Source organism: Pseudomonas sp. TCU-HL1, assembly GCF_001708505.1.
Classification (GTDB): Bacteria; Pseudomonadota; Gammaproteobacteria; order Pseudomonadales; family Pseudomonadaceae; genus Metapseudomonas.
Genome location: NZ_CP015992.1, coordinates 2,734,706 through 2,756,201 on the forward strand (window position 1 = coordinate 2,734,706; position 21,496 = coordinate 2,756,201).

At 65.6% G+C, this 21,496-nt stretch carries 22 protein-coding genes and 2 pseudogenes; 2 read left to right on the forward strand and 22 right to left on the reverse strand.

Annotated elements, in window-relative coordinates; all coding sequences use genetic code 11:
- The first annotated feature begins 9 nt into the window (after positions 1 to 9).
- Complete coding sequence (locus THL1_RS12670) at positions 10 to 678, forward strand: TetR family transcriptional regulator (protein WP_069083597.1); 669 nt, start codon at positions 10 to 12, stop codon at positions 676 to 678.
- Here THL1_RS12670 and THL1_RS12675 read toward each other — a convergent pair.
- From THL1_RS12675 to THL1_RS12690, 4 genes are read right to left on the reverse strand one after another with little or no spacing between them, the layout of a single operon-like run.
- Positions 620 to 2,359, reverse strand: a complete 1,740-nt coding sequence (locus THL1_RS12675; RefSeq protein WP_069083598.1) for an FAD-dependent oxidoreductase — start codon at positions 2,357 to 2,359, stop codon at positions 620 to 622. The genes THL1_RS12670 and THL1_RS12675 overlap by 59 nt on opposite strands.
- Positions 2,356 to 2,676, reverse strand: a complete 321-nt coding sequence (locus tag THL1_RS12680; protein WP_069083599.1) for an NIPSNAP family protein — start codon at positions 2,674 to 2,676, stop codon at positions 2,356 to 2,358. Before THL1_RS12680 ends, THL1_RS12675 begins: the two co-directional genes overlap by 4 nt.
- Before the next feature lie 10 nt (positions 2,677 to 2,686).
- Positions 2,687 to 4,405 (reverse strand): FAD-binding protein, encoded by a 1,719-nt coding sequence (locus tag THL1_RS12685; protein WP_069083600.1) that lies wholly within the window; start codon positions 4,403 to 4,405, stop codon positions 2,687 to 2,689.
- Positions 4,406 to 4,416: 11 nt separating this feature from the next.
- Complete coding sequence (locus THL1_RS12690; RefSeq protein ID WP_069083601.1) at positions 4,417 to 5,226, reverse strand: shikimate dehydrogenase family protein; 810 nt, start codon at positions 5,224 to 5,226, stop codon at positions 4,417 to 4,419.
- 241 nt (positions 5,227 to 5,467) lie between these two features.
- Here THL1_RS12690 and THL1_RS12695 point away from each other — a divergent pair, with 241 nt between their 5' ends.
- Entirely contained in the window at positions 5,468 to 6,238 is a 771-nt protein-coding gene (locus tag THL1_RS12695; RefSeq protein ID WP_069083602.1) for an IclR family transcriptional regulator domain-containing protein, read from the forward strand.
- Positions 6,239 to 6,402: 164 nt separating this feature from the next.
- Here THL1_RS12695 and THL1_RS12700 read toward each other — a convergent pair whose 3' ends face one another.
- The 18 genes and pseudogenes from THL1_RS12700 to THL1_RS12775 form a co-directional block, all read right to left on the reverse strand.
- Positions 6,403 to 7,260 (reverse strand): shikimate dehydrogenase, encoded by an 858-nt coding sequence (locus THL1_RS12700; RefSeq protein ID WP_069083603.1) that lies wholly within the window; start codon positions 7,258 to 7,260, stop codon positions 6,403 to 6,405.
- A 5-nt stretch (positions 7,261 to 7,265) separates the two neighbouring features.
- A complete protein-coding gene (gene aroQ / locus THL1_RS12705) occupies positions 7,266 to 7,709 on the reverse strand; it encodes a type II 3-dehydroquinate dehydratase (RefSeq protein WP_069083604.1) in 444 nt (147 codons plus the stop codon).
- Between the two features lie 275 nt (positions 7,710 to 7,984).
- Positions 7,985 to 8,221 (reverse strand): annotated as a pseudogene (locus THL1_RS31335) (methyl-accepting chemotaxis protein); the annotation flags it as partial.
- A gap of 6 nt (positions 8,222 to 8,227) precedes the next feature.
- Positions 8,228 to 8,950 (reverse strand): annotated as a pseudogene (locus tag THL1_RS12710) (PAS domain-containing protein); the annotation flags it as partial.
- Between the two features lie 23 nt (positions 8,951 to 8,973).
- Entirely contained in the window at positions 8,974 to 9,873 is a 900-nt protein-coding gene (locus tag THL1_RS12715; RefSeq protein WP_069083606.1) for a cation diffusion facilitator family transporter, read from the reverse strand.
- A gap of 15 nt (positions 9,874 to 9,888) precedes the next feature.
- A complete protein-coding gene (locus THL1_RS12720) occupies positions 9,889 to 10,851 on the reverse strand; it encodes a PDR/VanB family oxidoreductase (protein ID WP_069083607.1) in 963 nt (320 codons plus the stop codon).
- Positions 10,848 to 11,879, reverse strand: coding sequence for a Rieske 2Fe-2S domain-containing protein (locus THL1_RS12725; protein ID WP_069083608.1), 1,032 nt, complete (start codon positions 11,877 to 11,879; stop codon positions 10,848 to 10,850). Before THL1_RS12725 ends, THL1_RS12720 begins: the two co-directional genes overlap by 4 nt.
- Positions 11,880 to 11,908: 29 nt before the next feature.
- Entirely contained in the window at positions 11,909 to 12,724 is an 816-nt protein-coding gene (locus THL1_RS12730; protein WP_083245873.1) for an SDR family NAD(P)-dependent oxidoreductase, read from the reverse strand.
- A gap of 25 nt (positions 12,725 to 12,749) precedes the next feature.
- Complete coding sequence (locus tag THL1_RS30390) at positions 12,750 to 13,166, reverse strand: VOC family protein (protein ID WP_202969627.1); 417 nt, start codon at positions 13,164 to 13,166, stop codon at positions 12,750 to 12,752.
- Between the two features lie 32 nt (positions 13,167 to 13,198).
- Positions 13,199 to 14,251, reverse strand: coding sequence for a C45 family autoproteolytic acyltransferase/hydolase (locus THL1_RS12735; RefSeq protein ID WP_202969628.1), 1,053 nt, complete (start codon positions 14,249 to 14,251; stop codon positions 13,199 to 13,201).
- Positions 14,251 to 15,087 carry a polysaccharide deacetylase family protein gene (locus THL1_RS12740; RefSeq protein WP_069083609.1) on the reverse strand — a complete coding sequence of 279 codons (837 nt, stop codon included), beginning with the start codon at positions 15,085 to 15,087 and terminating at the stop codon, positions 14,251 to 14,253. The genes THL1_RS12735 and THL1_RS12740 overlap by 1 nt, the downstream gene beginning before the upstream one ends.
- 29 nt (positions 15,088 to 15,116) lie before the next feature.
- On the reverse strand, positions 15,117 to 16,532 hold the full coding sequence (locus tag THL1_RS12745; RefSeq protein WP_069083610.1) for an APC family permease: 1,416 nt from the start codon (positions 16,530 to 16,532) through the stop codon (positions 15,117 to 15,119).
- A gap of 456 nt (positions 16,533 to 16,988) precedes the next feature.
- Entirely contained in the window at positions 16,989 to 17,459 is a 471-nt protein-coding gene (locus THL1_RS12750; protein WP_069083611.1) for an Lrp/AsnC family transcriptional regulator, read from the reverse strand.
- A gap of 67 nt (positions 17,460 to 17,526) precedes the next feature.
- A complete protein-coding gene (locus tag THL1_RS12755) occupies positions 17,527 to 17,736 on the reverse strand; it encodes a hypothetical protein (RefSeq protein ID WP_069083612.1) in 210 nt (69 codons plus the stop codon).
- Between the two features lie 22 nt (positions 17,737 to 17,758).
- Positions 17,759 to 18,187, reverse strand: a complete 429-nt coding sequence (locus tag THL1_RS12760) for a MarR family winged helix-turn-helix transcriptional regulator (RefSeq protein ID WP_069083613.1) — start codon at positions 18,185 to 18,187, stop codon at positions 17,759 to 17,761.
- 195 nt (positions 18,188 to 18,382) lie between these two features.
- Positions 18,383 to 18,742 (reverse strand): group II truncated hemoglobin, encoded by a 360-nt coding sequence (locus tag THL1_RS12765; RefSeq protein ID WP_069086503.1) that lies wholly within the window; start codon positions 18,740 to 18,742, stop codon positions 18,383 to 18,385.
- A 31-nt stretch (positions 18,743 to 18,773) separates the two neighbouring features.
- Positions 18,774 to 20,717: an alkaline phosphatase D family protein gene (locus THL1_RS12770; protein WP_069083614.1), complete on the reverse strand. Its 1,944-nt coding sequence runs from the start codon at positions 20,715 to 20,717 to the stop codon at positions 18,774 to 18,776.
- A 336-nt stretch (positions 20,718 to 21,053) separates the two neighbouring features.
- Positions 21,054 to 21,464 (reverse strand): DUF411 domain-containing protein, encoded by a 411-nt coding sequence (locus THL1_RS12775; RefSeq protein ID WP_237234832.1) that lies wholly within the window; start codon positions 21,462 to 21,464, stop codon positions 21,054 to 21,056.
- Positions 21,465 to 21,496: the final 32 nt, after the last annotated feature.

The following is a 21,496-nucleotide window of genomic DNA, read 5'->3' on the forward strand; positions in this document are numbered from 1 at the left end:
GAGCCCAAGATGACAACAACTGCCGAACTCCAAGACCTGCCCGCAGAGGCCCCTCGCAAAGGGCGCAAGAACAACCCGGAGAAAACCCGCGAAAACATCCTCCAGGCGGCTATCGCCGAGTTCGTCCAGCAGGGTCTGTCCGGCGCCCGCGTGGATGCCATTGCCGAGCGCATGCACACCTCCAAGCGGATGATCTACTACTACTTCGGCAGCAAGGAGCAGCTCTACGTCGAAGTGCTGGAGAAGCTCTACGGCGACATCCGCAGCACCGAAGGCAAGCTCCACCTGGCCGAACTGGAACCCCGCGAGGCGATCCGTCGCCTGGTGGAGTTCACCTTCGACCACCACGACCGCAACGTGGACTTCGTGCGCATCGTCAGCATCGAGAACATTCACCACGGCGAGTACGTGAAGCAGTCCAAGGCCATTCGCTCGATGAGCACCACCGTGCTCGATGCCCTGGGCGAAATCCTCCATCGCGGTGAGGCCGAGGGCCTGTTCCGGCCGGGCCTGAACCCCCTCGACCTGCACCTGCTGATCAGCTCCTTCTGCTTCTACCGCGTCTCCAACCGCAACACCTTCGGCGAGATCTTCCAGATCGACCTGGTCGACGAGCAGGTCAAGGCGCGGCACAAGGCGATGATCTGCGAGTCGGTGCTGCGTTACCTGCAGGCATGAGTTCCTGCCCGGCCAGGGCCAATCCAGCCAGGTAACCGAAGGTCATCCCCGGCCCCAGGGTGATTCCGCCGCTGGGGTAATGCCCGTCCATCACGCTCGCCATGTCGTTACCCACCACGTGAAGACCGGGGATGACTTCACCCTGGTCGTCCAGTGCCCGGGCCCAGGCATCGGTGTGCAGCCCGGCGAGTGTGCCGAGGCTGCCGGGCACCAGCTTCACTGCGTAGAACGGTCCCTGGCGCAGCGCGCCCAATGAAGGGTTGGGCCCATGTAGCGGCTCCCCCTGGGCGCGGTTGTAGGCTGAAGCGCCGCGCTGGAAGTCCGGGTCGACACCGCGCGCGGCGTGGGCATTGAACGCTGCCACCGTCGCTTCCAGTTGCTGCCCATCCACGCCGCATTGCCGTGCCAGTTCGACGAGGCTGGCGGCCCGGTGCAGGTAGCCGTTGCGCACATAACGGCCGGTGGGGAATGGGAAGGGCCGCGCCCAGCCGATGCCGTAGCGGCGCTGTGCGCGGTGGTCGCAGAGCAGCCAGGCAGCGGGCTCTTCTCCGGCCGGCGTGGCGCGGAACAGCGCGTTCATGAAGTCGTGGTAGGAGTCGGCCTCGTTGGTGAAGCGCCGCCCATCGCGCAAGACCGCGATGAAGCCCGGTTTGGCCCGTTCCATCAAATGCGGAAAACCACTGAAGCCGCCATCGGCACGGGGCACCCGTGACACCGGTGCCCAGGCGGCGGGGCTGGAGATCTGCTCAGCAACCCGTGCACCCACGCTTTCGCCCAGGCGCAACCCGTCGCCGGTATTGGTTTTCGGGGCTGCGGAGAGGTGTTCGTGGCCAAACAGTGCCTTGATGCGTTGCGGGTCGTGGGGAAAACCACCACAGGCCAGCACCACGCCTCGGCGCGCCAGCACCTTCACTACCTGGCCATCCTGTTGCAAATCCGCCCCGGTCACGCGCACTCCGTCCTTCAGCAACCGTTGGGCAGTGGCACCGGTTTCCAGGCTCACCCCCAGATCCAGCGCGCTGTGCAGCAGACGCGCCACCAGGGCATTGCCGTTGACCAGGTGCAGCCCGCGACCCTGTAGCAGACGGTCACACCAATGCCGCAGCAGACGACCGGCGACGTAGCAGGCGGAGCGTGGCGAGCGGCAGGCGTTGAGAAAGTGCCCAAGGTCCGCGCCACCGGCAATGCCCATGCCGCCCAGGCTGATCAGGTCCAGCGGCGGTCGCAGGGCATCGAGCCAGGGGCCGAGGTGGCGGCCGTCGTAGGGTTGGGCGCAGAGGGAGCGGCCTCCGCGCACTGCACCGGGGGAGTCGTGCATGTCCGGCATGCGGCTGCCGGAATAGAACTGCACCCGCGTGTGGCGCTGGAAGAAGTCCACCATCTCCGGGCCGTGCTGGAGAAAGGCCTGCTGGCGTTCGTCCAGTTCATCGACGCCCAGTTCTGCACGCAGGTAGGTGGCGACGGCGTCCTCGCTGTCTGGCGCGCCTTCCGCCTGGGCCAGCGGGTTGCGCGGAATCCACAACCAGCCGCCCGACCAGGCACTGGTGCCGCCGAGCTGATCGGCCTTCTCCGCCACCAGCACCTCGAGGCCCTGGTGGGCGGCGGTAACCGCAGCCGCCAGGCCCGAAGCGCCGGAGCCGATCACCAGCACATCGCAGTGGTGCTCGGTCATTGTGTTCATTGCAGCGGGGAGAAGCCGGTGGGGCGCATCAGGCGCGATTCCAGATGCACCACCGCATCCAGTTCCTTGTTCAGTCGGCCGAACTCGGCCCAGCGCGGGTCGGCGGCCATCTTCGTGCGGCGAGCAATGCGGTCGTCCAGGCTTTCGTAGGCCCAGATATGCACCACCTGGTTGGCTTCGCCGAACTCGGTGGTGAAGAAACCGACCAGCTGGCCCAGGTGCTCGGTTTGCAGCTCCAGGCAGTGGCTGCGGTAGAGCGCCAGCCAGTCGGCCAGTTTGGTGGGTTTGAGGGTGTAGGTGCGCAGTTCGTAATACATGGGGGAGTCCTTAGCGTCTGGTGTGGAGGTGTTCGGCAACATGGCAGGCGGCCAGGTAGCCGAAGGTCAGGCCCGGGCCGAGGGTGATGCCAGGACCGGGGTAGGTGCCGTCCATGATCGAGTTCATGTCGTTGCCGGCGGCGTAGAGACCGGCGATGGGCTTGCCCTGGCGGTCCAGCACATTGGCGTGGGCGTCGGTGACCAGGCCGCGTGCCGAGCCCAGGTCGCCGGTGTGCAGGCGAATGGCATACCAGGGCGCGCGGGTCAGGGGCGCCAGACAGGGGTTGGGCCTGTGGTGCGGGTCGCCGAGGGACTGGTTGTAGCGGGTGCTGCCCTTGCCGAACTGGCGATCTTCGCCGGTGCGGGCGTCTTCGTTGTGGTGGGCGAGCGTGGCGGCGAGGCCTTGCGGGTCGATGCCCAGGGTGCGGGCCAGTTCCTCGGGCGTATCGGCGCGGTGCAGGTAACCGGCTTTCACCAAGGCGCTGTTGTCCACTGGGGTCGGTCGGGCCAGGCCCATGCCGTAGCGGCTCATGGCCTGTGCATCGCAGATCAGCCAGCAGGGCGTATTGCCGTCCCGCTGCATGTCCTGGACGAAGCTGTGGTAGGAGTCGGCCTCGTTGGTGAAGCGCTGACCGGCGCGGTTCACCGCGATGATGCCGGGTTTGGCGCGATCGGTGACCAGGTGCGGGAAACGCTCCAGCTCACCGTTCGCTCGGCGTAGCTGCGAAACCGGCGCCCAGAAGAAGTTGGCAACCATGCCTTCGCCCGTCGCAGCATCGACGGTGGTGGCCAGATTGAGGGCGGCGCCGTCGTTGGTGCTGGGGGACATGGTCCAGTGTTCGCTGCCGGTATCCGGACGGAACTGGCTGGCCAGTTTGCCAGCGGCGAAGCCCCCCATGGCGCAGACCACGCCGCCACGGGCGCGGACCTCGACGAGTTGGCCATTCCGGCGCGCACGCACACCGACCACCCGGCCAGCTTCGACCACCAGCGACTCGGCGCTGCTTTCCAGCCACAGCTCCACGCCCTTGTCGAAGGCACTGGTGGCCAGGCGTGCGATCATCGCGTTGCCCACGGTCAGGCGGGTGCCACGGTCATGGCCGAGGCGGTCCAGGCCATAGCGGGCCATCAGTTTCAGGCAATGCCAGAGGGCGCGGGGCGAGCGGCGGAAACTGAGGAAGTGCTGGATGTCGACGCGGTTCACCATCATGCCGCCGAACAGCAGCATGCCTTCCGGCGGGCGGCGCAGCTCCCGGAAGCGCGCGCCCAGGCGGCGACCGTCGTACTCCAGCATCTCCAGCGCACGGCCGCGCTCGGTGGCGCCGTCTTCCAGCGGGTAGTAGTCCGGCGAGAAGGGCCGCAGGGTATAGGCCAGCTCAGTGTGCTGTTCAAGGAAGCGAAGGGCCTCGCGGCCATTGTTGATGAAGGCGTCGACCAGCTCGGGCTTATAGCCGGGGCCAATGGTCTTTCTCAGGTAGGTGCGGATCGCCTCGGGGCTGTCCTGCACCCCGGCAGCGCGGGCCTGGTCGCTGTCGAAGATCCACACGGCCCCCCCGGAAATGGCCGAGGTGCCGCCGAACTGCGCAGCCTTCTCCAGCATCAGCACGCTGAGGCCCTTGCAGGCAGCGGTCGTCGCGGCGGCAAAGGCCGCGGCGCCGCTACCCAGCACCACCAGATCCCAGGTGCCTGCCACGCTCTCGGCGGGGCGTGTTTGCACGGCAGAGTTCATGGGCGTGCTCCTCAGGCGTCCACGGGCATGACGCCCATATGGGCGCCCAGGTTGCCCATCTGCGCGCGGGCCATTTCCGGGCCGGTCTGGATGCGGCAGCCCATGCCCTGGGCGACTTCCAGGAAGGGCGTCAGCACCGGGCTGGTCACCACATCGGCCACCAGGGCCGTTGGGGAGAGGGTTTCCAGCAGCACGCCGGGTAACGGCATCTCGCCTGTGCCACCCATGCCGACCGGCGTGGCGTTGGCCACCAGATCGAAGTGTTCCAGGCTGTCGTACCTGTTACCGATTTCCAGCAGTGGGAAATGGCTGCGCAGGCGTTCGGCCAGGGCTTCGGCACGCGGTTGGTCGAGGTCGGCAATCACCAGTTGGCGCACGCCGCTTTCGCACAGGGAATAGGCGATGGCGGCACCCACGCCACCGGAACCCACCACCAGCGCGCGGCTCCCTGCTGGCTGGAAGCCATGGGCGCGGGCGGCCTTGAGGAAACCTTCGCCGTCCACGTTGTCGCCCTGCAGGCGGCCATCGGCGTCGCGGCGAATCACGTTCACCGAGCCGAGGGCTGCGGCGCGCGGGCTGAGCTGGTCGAGCTGGCTGGCCAGCACCTGCTTGTAGGGCACGGTCACCACGCAACCGCGCAGGTTGTTCCAGCCGCGCAGGGCCTGGATGAAGCTGGCGAGATGCGGCTCGGCGATATCCACGGCGATCATCGCCAGGTCCTGGCCGTGCTCGGTGAACCAGGCATTGAAGTTTCCCGGCGATTTCACCTGGGCGATGGGGCTGCCGATGATGGCCACCAGTTCGGTCGAACCACGGATCATGCTGATCTCCTGGGTGTGTTGTTGTGCCGGCAGTATTGCCAGCGCCCAGGGAGTGGCCAATGAAACAGACGGGCATTTCGGTTGTTTATCGCAACAGCGCTGCGATAATCGCGGTATTTGGCGAAATCAGCTGGATGGGTTCTTTGTAGGGTGCGCTGCGCGCACCGCATCTTCTATGCAGGCTTCCGGTGCGCAAGGCGCACCCTGCGGAAAGGCAAATCAACCGGACAGGGGAGTGGGAATGAAGACGCCGGTCATCCATCAACGGGACCTGATCGCGGGGCTGCAGAAGGGCCTGGCGCTGATGCAGTTGTTCAGTGTCGAAAATCCACGGCTCAGCGTGCCGGAGGCAGCGGCCATGTCCGGGCTGACGTCCAGCGCAGCACGGCGTTTCCTGCTGACGCTGGTGCATGAAGGTTTCGCCGAGACCGATGGCCGCCACTACTGGCTGACCGCCAAGGCGCTGCGGATCGGCCAGGCCTATGTAGATTCGGCGCAGTTGCCGCGCATGTTGCGGCCGATCGTCGAGCAGGTGGCGCGGACCACGCAGGAGCACGTTTCGGTGGGGCTGCGCGATGGCGACGACATCGTGCATATCGTCCGTAGCCGCTACAGCCACATCGCCTCGCTGTCGATCCGCCCCGGCTCACGGATGCCCATGTACTGCACCGCGAGCGGACGCATCTGGTTGGCGTCGTTCGCGGAAGACGAGCGGGAGGCTTATTTCGCGCGGGTTGCGCTGCGCCAACTGACGCCTTTCACGCGCATCGGCATCGACGAGCTGAAGGACGAGCTGCGCAAGGTCACCGCCCAGGGCTACGCGGTAATCGACCAGGAGTATGAGGTGGGCATGTGCGTGCTAGGCGTGCCCCTGACCAATCGTAAGGGCGAGCTCAAGGCCACGCTGACCATCACCACCCACGCCTCACGCATGAGCGGCGACGAGATGCGCCAGCGTTACCTGACGTCCCTCTACGAGGCGCAGGCATTGCTGAAGCCGGTGCTGGATTGAAGGCGATACAGGTGTTGTGGGAGCGAATTTATTCGCGAATGAATTCGCTCCCACACTGTTATCCGGTGGACATTGCTTAACACAGAACAATCTGTAGGGTGCGCCGTGTGAACCGATTTCCCCGCGCAGGGTTTTTCGGTGCGCGCAGCGCACCCTACAGGGGATCAGCCGTTCATGCTGGCGAAGTGCGCCATCATCCGGTCGGCGTTGGCGCTGCGGCCGCTGATCAGCTCGAAGGCTTTCACGGCCTGGAACACCGCCATGGTGCCGCCATCCAGGGTGCGGCAGCCAACGGCGCGGGCATTGCGCAGCAGCTCGGTTTCCAGTGGGAAGTAGATGATTTCCGCGACCCACAGCTCAGGACGCAGCAGTTCGGCCGGCACTGGCGTGCCCGGCAATTTGGCCATGCCGATGGGCGTGGTGTTGACCAGGCCGTCGGCCTCGGCCATGGCGCTGGGCAGGTCCGTACCCAATGCGGCGCGGCCGGCACCGAAGTGCTGGTTTAGGCTGTCCACCAGGGCCTGGCCACGGGCGGCGTCCACTTCGAACAGGGTCAGGCGCTCGACGCCCTCGGCCAGCAGCGCGTGAGCCACCGCGGAGCCGGCGCCACCGGCGCCCATTTGCACGACCTGACGGCGCTCGACATCCAGCAGGCCACGGCGGAAGCCTTCACCGAAGCCCAGGCAGTCGGTGTTGTGGCCGACGCGCTTGCCATCTTTCAGGACCACGGTGTTCACCGCGCCAATGCCGGCGGCCTCGGGAGAGAGTTCGTCCAGCAGCGGGATGATCGCCTGCTTGCAGGGGAAGGTGATGTTCAGGCCGGTGTAGCCCATGCGTTCGGCGGCGGCGAGCAGGTCGGGGAGGGCACTGCTGTCGAGCTTCAACTGGTCGAGGTCGATCAGGCGATAGAGGTAGCGCAGCCCTTGGGCGTCGCCTTCGTGCTCATGCATGGCCGGGGTACGCGAAGCCTGGATGCCCGCGCCGATCAGGCCGGCGAGAACGGAATCAGAGTGCTGGGACATGGCGTTCAACCCTTGGAGAACAGTTGGCCGAAGTGCTGCAGCCCCAGGCTGTAGCCCTGGCTGCCAAGGCCGCAGATCACGCCTACGGCGATGGCGGACACAAAGGAGTGGTGGCGGAATTCCTCGCGCTTGTGCACGTTGGACAGGTGCACCTCGATCACCGGCAGCTCGCTGGCCACCAGGGCATCGCGGATGGCGACGGAGGTGTGGGTCCAGGCGGCGGGGTTGATCAGGATGCCGGCGCAACGGCCGCGGGCCTGGTGTATCCAGTCGATCAGTTCGCCTTCATGGTTGGTCTGGCGGAAATCCACCTCGAAGCCCAGTTCGGCGGCAGTGCAGCTGCACAGCGCGGCGATGTCGGCAAGGGTTTCATGGCCATAGGTGGCGGGTTCACGGGTGCCGAGCATGTTGAGGTTCGGGCCGTTGAGCACCAGGACAGTGCGACTCATTACAGCAGATCTCCATTGTTGTTCTGACCCGGCCAGGAGGCCGGAGCGGGATGACAATGAAAATGTACTAACCAGTTAATTACGTCAATTTGTCGCGGGGTGTTCTGTGCGGTTATCGGACGCCTTGAGTGTGGAAGGCTGGGTGTGGTGGGGCCGCAGCCGAAGCACTGGCCGTGCAGGCGTCGTAGGGTGCGCCATGCGCACCGATCAATTTCAGCACCGTGCAAGGCTCCCGGTGCGCGCGGCGCACCCTACGAAATGCGACCGCGTCAGCGCCGCTCCAGCATGTCCTGGATTTCCTGGGTAGCGTCACGGGTGCGGCGGGCGAGGTTCTTCACTTCGTCCGCCACCACTGAGAAGCCCCGGCCGACTTCGCCGGCGCGTGCGGCCTCGATAGCAGCATTGAGCGCAAGCAGGTTGGTCTGGTCAGCGATGGACTTGATCACGCCCACCACCAGGGCGATCTGGCCGTAGGTGGCTTGCATGGCGAGCTGCTCCCGCTGACGCGCGGCCTCGGCGTGTTTCTCGTCGCTGATGTCGCGCACCGCGCCTATCACCCGAATCAGCGTGCCGCGCTCATCGAACAGGCAACGGGCACGCTCGCGCACCCAGGTTTCGCCACGGGTCTTGTGGCGCATGCGGTACTCGGCCACGTAGGAGGCGTTGGCATCGGGGTTGCGAATGAGTTCGCCGAACTGGCGCATCACGGCTTTCAGGTCATCGGGGTGGACGACCTTGTTGTAGCTTTCCCAGCCATCAGGGAGCTCCGCTCGGGAGTAACCGATCAGTGCGCAGAATTGTTCGGACCAGCGGATCTCGCTCTGCGGATGGTCAGGATCGCCATGGGCCACCAACAGGTCCCAGCTGCCTTCGGTAAGGGCCTGGCGGGTGAGGTCCCAGGCCAGGCGTTCCTGCTCCCAGCCCGCCAGGCGCTGCTGCTGTTCGGCCAGGAGCTGCCGGCTGGTCTCCAGTTGAGCCTGGAGCAGGGCTTGCCGGCTCAGTCCATCGTCCAGCTGGCGCTGCAAGGCAGTCAGTTCCGCTGCGGTGCAGGGCGGCGGCTCGCGGCTGTCCAGTACGTCACGCTGCTGGAGCCAGGCCCGTTGCAGGCGTTCCAGGGCCAGGCGCAGGTTCGGGTGAACGGCAAGTTGCCCGCTGGGCTCGACGGGCTGGCCGTTGAGCAGGCGGGCTATCCATTCGGACAGCTGCGGCACCAGTCGCGCGGATTCAGTCTTGAACCACATGGTCAGTTCTCGATGGGGTTGATTCAGATCCAGCGGCGGTCGCGGGTGAAGGCGATCGCCAGCCAGCGGTTGGGGCCTTCGCGGCCGATGGCGGCGGCGATATCGGCACGCACGGCGTCCAGCTCGGAAACCCGCCAGCGGTCCATGGCGTCGGGCAGCACGATCTGGATCTCCACGAACAGTCCCCGGCCGATCTGGGTCACCGAATGGGAGAAACACTCGAAGCCGTAGCGCCGGGTCATCTGCGCCATGAGCTCGGTGATTTCCCGGTCCAGTTCGCCAGGGGTGATGCGCAGCACCTGTTTCACGGCCTTGATCACGGTGCGCAGCGGGCTGGGAATCAGCACCAGGCTGAGCAGGGCGAGAATGGCCGGGTCGATGTAGGGGCCGAGCCACTGCCAGGCCGTGCCCTGCAGCAGGTAGCCGGCGCCGAAGGCCAGCAGCAGGGCGGCGGTGATCACCGTCGAGATCAGCCAACTCTGGATATCGAGCTGGATCAGTTCCGACTGCAGACGCCGATTGAGTCGCCGCTGGTACGCCAGCATCGACGCGGAGCAGGCCAGGGTGATCAGCGCATAGAGGATGGCCGAGTCGAAGGCCAGGGCGTGGCCGCCGCGCAGCAGGCCGCTGACGGAGTTGATCAGGGCATAGACGCATAGCAGCACCAGCACACTGCCATTGAGCGCCAGCACCAGCGGTTCGAAGTGCCAGTAACCCTGCTGGAAGCGCCGCCCCGGCTGTTTCACCAGCAGTCGCGAAACCATCAGCGACAGCAGCGCCATGCAGGAGTCGATGGCGTTGAACAAGCCGTCGAAAACGATGGATTGCGAACCGGCCCAGAGGCCGAAGGCGATGCCGCCGCAGGCCACCAGGGCGGTGGCCAGGATCGACACCTTGAGCACGCGCTGTTCGATCCCGGCCATCCCGAGATGCCTCCTTCAAAGGTCCAGGGTGAGCGTCGGGGTTCGCGCGCGGGACACGCAAACCATCATGACGTTGTGGCGCTCGCGCTCGGCGTCGGTCAGCAGCATGTCGCGATGCTCGACTTCGCCCGCCAACACGCGGGTCTCGCACATGCCGCACACGCCCTGCTCGCAGGAGGAGGACACATTGCAGCCGGCTTCGCGCAGCGCCTGCATGATCGACTGATCGTCCGCTACCGCGACCTCGCGGCCACTGCGGGCGAGGATCACCGTCAGCCCCTGGCCGTTGCCGGAGCCGGGCGCGGGCGCCGCTGGGGCGAAACGCTCCAGGTGCAGCCGATCGCTCAGGCCGTCCACCTTGAAGCGCTCGGTCAGCGCATCCAGCAGCGGTGCCGGGCCACAGCTGTAGACGTGGCGACCATCGGCGGCGCGGGCGGCAATCTCTTCCAGGTCCAGCAGGCCGGTTTCATCGGCGGGCTGGATAGCTACCCGATCACCACCCAGGGCCAGCAGCTCGTCGATGAAGGCCATGGAGGCACGTGAGCGGCCGCCGTAGACCAGTTGCCAGTCGGCGCCGGCACGCTGGGCCTCGCGGGCCATGGCGAGGATCGGCGTGATGCCGATCCCCCCTGCGACGAACAGGTAGCGCTGGCCAGTCGTGAGCGGAAAGGCGTTGCGCGGGCCACGGATGGCGACGCGCTGGCCAACCCGCAGGCTGTCGTGAACTTCCCGCGAGCCGCCGCGCCCCTTGGCTTCCAGCAGCACACCGATGGAGAGGCGCTGGCGATCCTCGGGATCGCCGCACAGCGAGTACTGGCGCACCCGCCCGGAAGGCAACAGCAGATCGATGTGCGCGCCCGGCGTCCATTCCGGCAATGGGCCGCAGTCGGGTGCCTGCAGCTCCAGGGAGAGCACGCCGTCGGCTTCCAGCCGCATGGCAGTGATCTGCACCTGGAGCCCGGCTTCGCGCGGGTTCATTGCGCGGCCCTCTGCTCGTCAACCAGGCGTACCGGCACATGCTGGCCGCGTTCGATGAACTCGCGGAAGGCTCGGCGGTAATTCATGGTGTAGAGGTCGGCGGCGGTCGAATGCTCGACGTAGTTGCCGTCCCAGTCGATCTCGCGCGGCACGATGGTCGCCGCCACCGGCAGGTCTTCCAGATACAGCAGTTCCTCCACGCGCAGGCATTCCTCCAGGTCGCCGCCCGTATAGTCGCGGTCGTTGGCCACGCCCCAGAAGATCTTCACGTGGTCATAGGCTACCGGGCACGGGAAGCCGGCCACCACGCGCTTGCCCAGGCGCTCGTAGTCATAGGTGATGGCGACCAGTCCCGGCGCGACGATGTGATAGTTCATCATGCAGTCGCCATCGTTGGCCCACTCGCCCTCGCACGACGTGAGCGGGCGATCCATCCACACGTCCAGGCCCTCGCGGCGCACGTTGAGCGGCTCCACTTGCGGGTTGACGTGCCCCATCATGCCGCGGTGGATGTAGGCGAAGTGCGCGACGTCACCGAAGTTCTCCACGGCCACGGCCACGCCGGTGGGGGAGTCGAGCGGTTCGGCCGCCAGCCATTCGAGGTTCAGCTCGCGCCATTCGGCCAGGTCGTAAAGGTCGAACAGCGGCTCTTCCAGGGCCGTCCAGACGTGGCCGTAGCGTTCCTGGCAAGGGTAGGTACGGATCGCCGCCGCATGCGGGATCTTGCACTGGTCTTCCAGCGCGGGGATATGGCTGCACTTGCCGTTCTCGGCGGCGAACTGCCAGCCGTGGTAGGGGCAGGCGATGTTCTCGCCGTGCACTTCGCCGAGCGACAGGTCAGCGCCACGGTGCGGGCAGCGCGCTGCCTGCACCGCCGCCTGTCCGGAGGCGGTGCGGTAGACCACCAGCTTCTCGCCGAGCAGGGTGGCCGATTGCGGCTTGTCCAGGTCCACCGAACGGGCGACCGGGAACCATTGGTGGCGCATGGCCTGTTCGGCACGCTGGCGCTGGGTCAGGGCAGTAGTCATGACTCGTTCCTCTCAGGTTTTTTGTTGTTTCAGATGCCGACGACCAGCGCACCGCCGTTGACCGGGATGGCCTGGCCAGTGATGAAGGCGGCTTCGTCGGAGGCGAGGAAGGCCACGGCGGCGGCGATTTCCTCGGGATGGACCAGGCGGCCCAGGGGGATGTTGGCCTTCTCGTCCTCGATGTATTCATCCGGAACCATGCGGGTGAGGATGGCGCCGGGGGTGATGGCGTTGACCAGGATGCCTTCGCTGACGAACTCCTTGGCCAGGGTCTTCATCAGGCCCAGCTGGCCGGCCTTGGAGACCATGTAGGCGTATGAGTGGCCGTCCGGCACCTGGCCCCACTGCGAGTTGATGAATATCACCCGGGGGGCGCGGCTCTTGCGCAGGTGCGGCAGGGCGGCGCGGGTGAGGAACAGCGGGGCGTGGATGTTGATCGCCAGCAGGCGGTTGAAGTTGGCGTCGTCGGTTTCTTCCAGGCCCGTCATGGAATAGATCAGGCCGGCGTTGTGCACCAGGATGTCGAGTCCGCCGAGGGTTTGCGCCACGTCGGCCACCAGGCGCTCGGCCCGGTCGCGGTCGGTGATGTCCGCCACCAGGGCGATGGCGCGGCCTCCGGCGGCTTCGATTTCGGCGGCGGTGGCGCGGGCCACGTCTTCATCGATATCGACAATGGCCACCGTCGCGCCACGGGAGGCCAGCAGGCGGGCGTGGGCGCGACCGGCGCCACGGCCGGCTCCGGTCACGAGGGCAACGCGGTTTTCCAGGCGTTGGGCGGCTGGCGACAGGGCGAGCACCGCCTCGGGCGCCTGGGTAGCCAGGGCCCCTTGGGTTGCAGCAGTCATGGGGTTTCTCCGGTGGGTGGGGCGGTCAGACGGTTTTGTGCGGCTCGGTGACGTAGAACATGTTGCCGTCCGGGTCGAACATCGGGCGGTAGCGGTAATGGGTGCCGTTGGGGTGCTGCCACTCGATGGGCTCGGCGGTGACCCATTCCACCTTGCCGTCGAGGTAGTCGATGGCGGCGTCGAGGTTCTCCACCTCGAAGGCGAAGGAGTCGAAGCCCGGCTTGTCTTCCAGGTTCACCGCGGTGCGGCGTTCCACAGGCGTCGTATCGGTGGTGTGGAAGATGTAGAGGGTGACGTTGCCCATCTCGATGGCGGCCCACTTTTCTTCGGCCACGTAGGGCAGGAAGAAACCGAGGCCGAGGGTGCCGTGGTAGAAGTCCACCAGGCGCTGCACGTCGTGGGTGAGGATGTCCATGTTGTCGAGGCGTTTGAGCTTGAGCATGGGATGGCTCCTTTGTTGTTGTCGTGGGTGGGTCAGAGGTGACGGCAGGGGCCGCCGGGCAGCGCCTGCAGCGTGCCGGCGACCACGTCGAGGGTGATGCTGGCGAGGGTCGCGTACTGGCCGGTTTGCGGAAGGCCCGCCGCCGGGTGGCAGCACAGTGCACCGGTGCTGCCCAGATGGCTGTTCAGTGCCGTGAGCAGGTCATGCGCCCTGAGCCCGGTACGCCCGGCCAGGCGTCGGCGCAACAGGTCATGGCGCACCAGGGTGTCGGGATAGGCCGCAGGCTCGGTGTCGAACGGCCGCACCGTTTCAGCAAGGAAGTGGTTGGTGTGGATCAGCAGGCCGTTGTCGTCCGGGAACACCAGTGCCGGGCCGCCCGGGTGCAGCTCCACCGAGACCGTAGCGCTGGCGCCTTCCACCGCCGCCACCAGGGTCAGCACGCTGGAGGCGGAGACCCCGGCGTCCTGGCACAGCAGGATCGCCTGATTGATGTCGCTGCAGCTGTCGAGAATCCACCGCGACAGCACATGCACCGGCACGCCGATGTGCTCGCCGTCGCGCTGGTGGTGAAGGATGTTGAAGTGGGTACCGAGACCGCGGTTGTTCACGCCCGGCTTGCCGACGATGCCGAACTCGGTGACGGTGGTGGTCAGACGGCCATCGGCGTGGGGAATCTCCCACGTCAGCCAGGTGTCGGCGAACTCGGCATACCAGTCCCAGGTCTGCGCCGTCACCGGTGCACCGAAGGGGTTGGCCTGGACCACCGTGGAACACTCGCCACGCAGTTGTGCGCCGAGGTAGGCGAGGATCTCGGTGCGGGCGTTGATGGCACCGATGTACGCGGCGTCGATGCCTGCGCCCTCGGCGATGCCGAGGATTTCCTCGTGAAGCGGCGCGGCGAAGGCGGCAATCTGTTCCAGCGCCTGGGTGCCGAGGGCGTGCAGGTCGTAGCTGCGGGTGGCGACGCGCTCGAACAGGCCACGGTAGTTGTTCACCGTCGCGGCAATCTGGCGGGCGTGAACGTCGCCGAATTCACGGCCGCGCTCGTGTGGTGCGCAGACGCTGGAGCGAAACACGATGCTCATCAGGTCACCTGCTTCAGTTGCGGGGCCACTTGCCTGGCCACATCGTCCAGCCGCGCGAACCAGACATCGCCGTCGCTCACCAGGCGCTCGACAAAGCGTTCCAGTTGCTCGAAGCGCGCGGCACGGCCGATCACCTCCGGGTGCATGGTGAAGGTGGTGTGGCGACCGTCGCGGCGGGCCGATTCGTACTCGGCCAGCCAGGTGTCAGCGAGGGTGCGCGGGTGGGTGAAGTTGCCGCCGTTGTCGATGCCCCAGCCAAACATGGGCCAATCGTCCAGGGACCAGTGCACCGGCAGTTCGAGGATGGACTGGCCGTTCCAGGTCTCGTAGTAGGGGCGGTCGTCACCCATGCAGCTGGAGTCGTAGACGAAACCCTTGGCCAGCACCAGTTCGAAGGTCTCCGGCGTCAGTTCCCAGGACGAGGAACGGTAGCCGGCAGGCTTGGGCGCACCGGCGCGGGCCAGGGCTTCCAGCCCCCGCTCCATTTCATCGATCTGCTCGATGGCGGAGATACGGTCGCTGCGCAGGTGCATGTGGCCGTGGTGGCCGACTTCATGGCCGTCCTTGAGCAACTGCTCGATCAGTGCAGGGTGCAAATCGGCGGTGTGCCCGGGGACGAAGAAGGAAGCCGGAATCTTGTGACGGCGCAGCAGTTCGAGGATGCGCGGCACGCCACGGGTGACGCCGAATCGGCCTTCGGAAAGGCTGGTCAGGCGGCGGGCGAAGTTTGGGCTTTCACCCAGCAGGCCGGCTTCGGCGTCTACGTCGAAAGTCAGTGAAACGGCAACAGGGCTCTTGTTCGGCCACGCAAGGCGGGCCTTGTTATCGATGCTCATCAGGGCGGTTCCTTCTGGCGTTATCAGGATCAGTGAAAGGTCGCGGAGGCCGGCTGGGCACGGTCTTGCAGGCGGCGCAGGCGGAACAGCACCTGGGAGATGGCCAGCACGGCAACCGCGATGCCGACTTCCTTCAGGCCTCCGTAGCCGGTGATGGAGGCGCTGGTGGTGCCGACGACCAGGATCAGTCCATCGAACAGGGTGAGGCCGGCAGCAATGGCGACCCAGCCACGGCCCAGGCGAATCGGGCGGGCCGCCTCGGGACGGTCCTTGCGCAGCACCACGAAGCCGGCCACCGCCAGCAGGTGAGCGAGGACGTAGCCGACGTTGCCGGCAACGATCACCGCCAGCGCGTTACCGACGAAGAGCACCAGGGCGATGTTGATCAGCAACTGCACGGTGACGGCGCGGGCCGGGACTCCGGAGCGGTTGAGGGTGCCGAACTGGCGGATGGTCAGGCCGTCCAGCGAGCTCTGGTAGAGGGCGCGACCGGCGTCAGCGGTGCCCATCACCGAAAGCACCAGGATGCCGGCGATCAGCACCAGGGTGATGAGCGCGGCGCCACCACCCAACAGCGCTTGTGCGCCGATCTGGAGGAAGCCGTACGGATGGTCGGCCAGGGCCTGTTCGCCCAGCAGCCCGGCAAGGCCCAGGGGGGTGAGGGTGAACACCAGCAGCAGGATGAGTGCGGAAATGCGCAGGGCCTTGCGGGTGTCACGCACGGTGTCGCGGAACTCCGGAATGAAGGAGGCGGCGGCTTCCACCGCGTAGGCCGACCAGGCCATCACGAACAGCCAGGCAAGCACCGTGCGCAGCCCTTCGGCGTCAGCGCTGATGCGCCAGGTGAAGCTGGCGGTGGTCCAGCCGTTGGCCATGAAGCTACCGCTGAAGATCAGCACCGGGATCATCAGCAGTACGCCGGCGGCGGTGATGATGACCATGGTGAAACGCAGGTTGACCATGCTCAGCGCCCAGGAGAACAGGGCCACGCCCAGGGCGATGAGTTGTGGCAGGTCGAGCTGCATCACGCCCAGGTCGAGGGTGTAGCTGGCGTTGGCGAAGAACTGCTCGGTGAGGATCTGCGCCACCGCCAGGCCCCAGATGGCTGGGGCGGTTGCCCAGGCGAACCAGTAGGCATAAGTGGCCAGCGGGCCGAGGCAGGGGATACGCCGACTCCAGGCCTCGTTGGCGTAAAGGGCGATGCCGCCGGACTTCTCCGAGAACATGGCGCCCATTTCCGAGTACACCCAGTTGTGCAGCACCGCGATGGCGGCGATGGCCGCCCACAGTGCGACGGCTGCCCAGGCACCGATGGCGCCGATGGAATAGCCAAGTCCGACGAACAAGGCGGCGGGCAGGCTCAGGGTGATGGCTACCCCGTCCCACCAGCGAATGGATTTTTCGAGTACTGCCGATGGCTCTGAGCCTGTATTGGCCTGGTGCATTGCATCGCCCTCATCTTGTGTTGTGTTTGTAGGAAGGTCGCGCGATGTGTTGATGCTATGACGTTTGGTTGCGCATGTACACGTTTATGTCGATTGAAAATACGCATTGCGCAATATGAATGCAATAAGAATACGCATTGCGTCATATCGGCACGGCTGATGCACCAAAGCGGGGTTCGGCCGGGAAGGCCCGCGCTAAAGGGGGTAGCGGAGGGAGGAGGGGTGGATCAGGGAAAATGATGCGCAAAAATGACGCGAAGGGAGATGCGCAATGCGCGAAAGGTTGAGGATAGAAATGCGCAAGGCGCGGACGAATGGTCGGTAGAAATGGGGCGTTGGGGAGAAAAGTCACCCCGTAGGGTGCGCTGTGCGCACCGACTCGTCGTCACATGAGGGGACAGTAGTGAGCCAAACACCGCTGGTGCGCGCGGCGCACCCTACGAGTCCGAGCTCAGCTCATTCTTCGGCCGGTTGCGCCGACGGAATGGTGAAGCGGATCTTGTGCACCTTCACTTCCTGCATCATCCGCACGTCCTGTACGCCGGGCAGGCTGCGCACTTTCTGCTGCAGGCCCCATAGGGTCTCGTCATCGCGGCAGAGGACTTGAACGCAGATATCGGCGGTTCCGAGGGTGGTGGAGAGGTAGCTGACTTCACTCCAGCGGCCGAGGGTGTCCACGACCCGGTCGTGGTCCTGGGGGGTGACCGTGACGAAGAACAGCGCTAGTTTCGCCTGGCCCAGCTTGGAGGGATTGGTGAAGGCGAGGATCTGCAGGATGCCCTGGTCCTGCAGCCGCTTCACTCGCGTACGCACCGTGGCTTCAGGAACCGACAGGTTGCGGGCGACTTCGCGAAAGGCCCGGCGCCCATCCTCCTGCAGCTCGCGAACGATTTCATAGTCCAGTGGGTCGAGAATCGAAGTGGGCATGGGTCCTGAGCTTCCATGGCTGGGCCGGTACGGCGGAAAGCCCCGAGGCTACCAGATTTGCGGAAATTCAGGATGGGTGCGGGGGCCTGTAGCCCGGATGAAATCCGGGGATTGCTGCCGAGCTTCCCGGGTTGCCGGTGGCGTTCTGCGCAGGCAGCACCGAGAACTCCGAACCGGGGGCCGGGCTCAGGCTTTCAACCTTGCCGTGCCAGGTGCTGCCGGGGTAGATGTCGAAGCGCACGTCCATCGGCTGAACGATGACCGTGTGGGTGTTCATGGCGTTGCGGTTGCTTTGGGAATCAACGGGAAGAGAGGTTGCTGCGCATCTTGCGCAGTGCACTGGCCAGCGCGGCCGCTTCGGCTTCGCTGAAGCCTTGCAATGCGACCGAAAGGATCGCCGCGCCGGCGGTGCGGATGTCGCTCAGCGCCTTGTCGGCCTGCGGGCGCAGATAGAGCCGATAGGCGCGGCGGTCGCCCGGATCGGCGCGGCGCTCCACCAGTTCGGCCTGCTCCAGCTGGTCCAGCAGGCGGGCGAGGGTGATGGGTTTCACCTCCAACTGGTCGGCTAGCTCCACCTGGCGGCAGCCTTCGTTGCGCGCGATATGGGCCAGGGCGCGGGCCTGGCTGAGGGTCAGGGTACTGCCGGTGATGTGCTGCTCGAACGAGCGGCGCATCAGGCGGGATGCATCGGCGAGGAGGAAGCCTAGGCTCTCTTCGAGGGCGGTCATGATGTGGGGTTCATATAATAAGCGTTGCTTACTATATGGATGCAGCCAGGGGGCCGTCAAAGAGGTAATGAGCGATTACGGGTGACCTGTGTGCGCATTCATTCGCGATAGGCTGCGAAGCAGCCCAATCCATAGGCAGCCTTCGGTCGGCATCGCGAATGAATTCGCGCCTACAAGGGGACATCGAGGCGGTATTCAGCCGTGCCTTGCGCGGCTGGCCTGCACCACCCGGTGGGCCGGCACGCGCAACTGGGCCAGCAGGTACTCGGCGAACTCCGGCGAATAGGGCTGCAGGGCAATGGCGCGCTCCATACAGCCCAGCCAGGCGCTGCTCAGGGCCTCGTCGACGGGCCATTGGGCGTGGAAGGAGGGGATCGAGATGGACCCGTACTTCTCGCTGAACAGCTTCGGTCCGCCCAGCCAGCCGCTGAGGAAGCAGGCCAGCTTGTCGCGGGACTGCTCCAGGCTTTCCGGATGGAGGCGGCGCAAGCCGTCGATGCCGCCGGCGGCTTGGTAGGAGGCATCGCCGGTGCCGAAGGGAGGAGTTGTGCTCATGGAAGGGGCCGTCAGGAAGTCGAGGCCGGCATCATATCCGCCGTGCCACTGCATGTTCAGCCGTCTCGTCGGCGCGGTCATCAAGAAACTCGGTGGGCTCGGAGCCATTGGCGTTGAGCTGGAAGATGCGTGACGGCCGGCCTTCCAGGTCGAAGAATACCTGGCCGAGGCCCGCGGAATTCCAAAGCCGTTCGCCCGCCTTGCTGTGGTCCGGTGTACGGGGCATCACTTTCATCGGACGGCGCTGGGTGAACCAGTTCAGCGGGGAGCGCGGCGAATAGAGCCAACGATTGAGGCGGTCGAACACGTCGAGCAGACGCTGGGGGAACTCGTTCTTGATCCCGCTGCTGGTGATTTGCCAGATCTTCGGGCCCTGCTGGCGGTGGCGGATCAGCACTTCATAGACGAAGGAGTAGTGCACGTCGCCGGAGAGGATCACGTAGCTACCCGGTGTGCGCGAGTGACGGAAGATGTTGAGGATCACTTGGGCCGCACCGCGATGGGCCATCCAGTTTTCCGCGTCCACCAGCAGCGGGTAGCCGAAGGCACTGAACACCCGCTGCACCGTTTCGATCAGCTTGACCCCGAAGATGGGGGCCGGCGAGACGATGATGGCCGACGGATGGTCCAGCAGTTCCTGTTGCAGCTCGCTCAGGGCCTCCCAGTCGAGCAGACCGGAGGGGCGCTTGAGGTCGATCTCGCTGCGCCAGCGGCGGGTGCGGGTGTCCAGCACCACTAGCGCGGGCGTGGTGGGCAGCACGTATTGCCAGCGATTGAAGGCGATCAGGTGGTCGATCAAACCATCCAGGGCACCACTGTCCAGGTGATTGTTCGCGCTGGCGGTGGCGCTCAGCGCTTCGGTCCGCACCAGTACGTCGGCGAAGGCGTCAGGGTTGTTGCCCCATCCCTGGCAGAGCATGTAGGCGATCAGTGCGTTGCCGATGATGCGCTTGGAGAACGGATGCCCGTAGGCGGTCAGCTCCCACTGCGCGGAGAGGTTCCAGTCGTCGGTGATGTCATGGTCGTCGAAGATCATCAGCGTTGGCAGGTGTGCGAACACCCGCGCGGCACCGGGCAGGCTGGCGCGGAACCCATCCAGCCGCGTCGTTTCCAGTTGGTAGCGTTGCACTTGCGCGGGTTCCAGCGCCGGCATTTGCGGCTCGACCAGGGTCCAGGGCACGGGCGACCAGACCAGCAGGTACATGGCCATTACCTCGGCCAGGGTCACCAGATGGTTCTCGGCATTGCTGCTGGTGAAGATGGGTTTGCGTGCGCCACCGAAGAAGCGCTCGCGCAGGGTCTCGTTGCTTTCCAGCGCGGGTAGCAGGTCGGCACGGCGGTAGTAGCCGGCCGGGTGCCCATAAAGCGCAGTGCTGTCGTTCACCACGGCGCCTTCCAGGCGTTCATCGAACAGGCCGAGCCGCACAATCAACTGGTGAATGGCCCGCAACATGGGGCCGGCGACGTCATCGGCGTAAACCTGGTCGCCGCTCAGCAGCAACAGCGCGGGGCGCTGTTCCGGAGGGGGATTGGCAGCCAGCAGGCGGTCGGCGCAGAGCAGGCCGTCATTGGCGGGATGGTGCGGCTTGCGGCAGGAGCCATGGAGCAACTGGTCGATGCGCGAGCGCAACACGAAGCTGGGCAGCGTCGCATGCTCGTGGAGCAGATGCGGCGCCCACTGGTCGATGCCTTTGCCTTCGATCAACAGGTCGTAGTCGATCTGCTGGTCGAGGGGCAGGGAGGTCTCCAATCGCAGGTCGATCAGGTGCAGGAACGCGTGCCGACCAAAGGGAATAACCCGGCAACTGTCTTCGTCAAGGAGATACTCGACACCGCTCTCCAGGGACAGCCGCAGCACCGGCGACAATTTGCGCGAGCCGACCAGCCACAACACCAGGCGGCGTGCTTCGATCCGGCGCAGCATGGGGCCGGCAAGGACGGAGGGGAGGTTTTCCTGGGATGCGGCAACGGACATCGGGACAACGGGCCTGTACGAGAGAGCGCAACAGGATACCGCGACATTCCCTGTACGGTGAGGGGCGGATAAGTGACTTTCAGGTTGGCGTACGGTTGCCGCCCGATCGCACAACGGCCCTGGGAAGGGTGGAAATCGCTCTGCATTCCACCGTTCGATGCTCCAGGCAAAAAGGCGCCAGCCTGCTCTGTGGCGGCCAGCGTCACACGCTGGGCGGCACCTTCTTTGAACCTACCGTACTGGGCGATGCCATTGCTGATCGCCAGCGAGGAAACCTTCGGTAAGGAAAACCCGGCCAACCTGAGGGCTGGCCGGGCGTGTCGGTCGGACTTGAAGTTACTTGGCCGGGTAATCGGCGATTACCTGGTCGGTACCCGCCTGGGTCAAGCCAATGACCTGATAGGCGTCTTGTTTCCCGCCCACTTCCATGCCGGGAGAGCCAGCCGGCATCCCAGGTACGGCAATGCCTCGCAGATCAGAGCGCTTGCTGAGCTCGACGACTTGCGCAGCCGGGACATGGCCCTCGATGAATTTGCCATCGATCACCGCGGTATGGCAGGACGCCAACCGTGGGGCAACACCGAGGCGCTGCTTGACCGAGGTCATATCCGACTCGACATGATCGATAACCTTGAAGCCGTTGGCTTCCAGGTGTTCCACCCATTTCTTGCAGCAGCCGCAACTGGCGCTGCGGTGGACATCAACCGTCAAAGCTTCTGCTGCTTGGGCGGCGGAAACGATGAACATAGAGGTGAGCGCGACGAATCGCAGCACTCGAT

Excerpts from the sequence above, each read along its gene's own strand:
- THL1_RS12765 (WP_069086503.1), bottom strand. The coding sequence starts at position 18,742 with ATGAGCACAACTCCTCCCTTCGGCACCGGCGATGCCTCCTACCAAGCC.
- aroQ (WP_069083604.1), bottom strand. The coding sequence starts at position 7,709 with ATGAGTCGCACTGTCCTGGTGCTCAACGGCCCGAACCTCAACATGCTC.
- THL1_RS12755 (WP_069083612.1), bottom strand. The coding sequence starts at position 17,736 with ATGAACACCCACACGGTCATCGTTCAGCCGATGGACGTGCGCTTCGAC.
- THL1_RS12775 (WP_237234832.1), bottom strand. The coding sequence starts at position 21,464 with ATGTTCATCGTTTCCGCCGCCCAAGCAGCAGAAGCTTTGACGGTTGAT.
- THL1_RS12730 (WP_083245873.1), bottom strand. The coding sequence starts at position 12,724 with ATGACTGCTGCAACCCAAGGGGCCCTGGCTACCCAGGCGCCCGAGGCG.
- THL1_RS12670 (WP_069083597.1), top strand. The coding sequence starts at position 10 with ATGACAACAACTGCCGAACTCCAAGACCTGCCCGCAGAGGCCCCTCGC.
- THL1_RS12740 (WP_069083609.1), bottom strand. The coding sequence starts at position 15,087 with ATGAGCATCGATAACAAGGCCCGCCTTGCGTGGCCGAACAAGAGCCCT.
- THL1_RS12770 (WP_069083614.1), bottom strand. The coding sequence starts at position 20,717 with ATGTCCGTTGCCGCATCCCAGGAAAACCTCCCCTCCGTCCTTGCCGGC.
- THL1_RS12695 (WP_069083602.1), top strand. The coding sequence starts at position 5,468 with ATGAAGACGCCGGTCATCCATCAACGGGACCTGATCGCGGGGCTGCAG.
- THL1_RS12680 (WP_069083599.1), bottom strand. The coding sequence starts at position 2,676 with ATGTATTACGAACTGCGCACCTACACCCTCAAACCCACCAAACTGGCC.
- THL1_RS12725 (WP_069083608.1), bottom strand. The coding sequence starts at position 11,879 with ATGACTACTGCCCTGACCCAGCGCCAGCGTGCCGAACAGGCCATGCGC.
- THL1_RS12735 (WP_202969628.1), bottom strand. The coding sequence starts at position 14,251 with ATGAGCATCGTGTTTCGCTCCAGCGTCTGCGCACCACACGAGCGCGGC.
- THL1_RS12675 (WP_069083598.1), bottom strand. The coding sequence starts at position 2,359 with ATGAACACAATGACCGAGCACCACTGCGATGTGCTGGTGATCGGCTCC.
- THL1_RS12700 (WP_069083603.1), bottom strand. The coding sequence starts at position 7,260 with ATGTCCCAGCACTCTGATTCCGTTCTCGCCGGCCTGATCGGCGCGGGC.
- THL1_RS12690 (WP_069083601.1), bottom strand. The coding sequence starts at position 5,226 with ATGATCCGTGGTTCGACCGAACTGGTGGCCATCATCGGCAGCCCCATC.
- THL1_RS12750 (WP_069083611.1), bottom strand. The coding sequence starts at position 17,459 with ATGCCCACTTCGATTCTCGACCCACTGGACTATGAAATCGTTCGCGAG.
- THL1_RS12760 (WP_069083613.1), bottom strand. The coding sequence starts at position 18,187 with ATGACCGCCCTCGAAGAGAGCCTAGGCTTCCTCCTCGCCGATGCATCC.
- THL1_RS12745 (WP_069083610.1), bottom strand. The coding sequence starts at position 16,532 with ATGCACCAGGCCAATACAGGCTCAGAGCCATCGGCAGTACTCGAAAAA.
- THL1_RS12715 (WP_069083606.1), bottom strand. The coding sequence starts at position 9,873 with ATGGCCGGGATCGAACAGCGCGTGCTCAAGGTGTCGATCCTGGCCACC.
- THL1_RS12685 (WP_069083600.1), bottom strand. The coding sequence starts at position 4,405 with ATGAACTCTGCCGTGCAAACACGCCCCGCCGAGAGCGTGGCAGGCACC.
- THL1_RS12720 (WP_069083607.1), bottom strand. The coding sequence starts at position 10,851 with ATGAACCCGCGCGAAGCCGGGCTCCAGGTGCAGATCACTGCCATGCGG.
- THL1_RS30390 (WP_202969627.1), bottom strand. The coding sequence starts at position 13,166 with ATGCTCAAGCTCAAACGCCTCGACAACATGGACATCCTCACCCACGAC.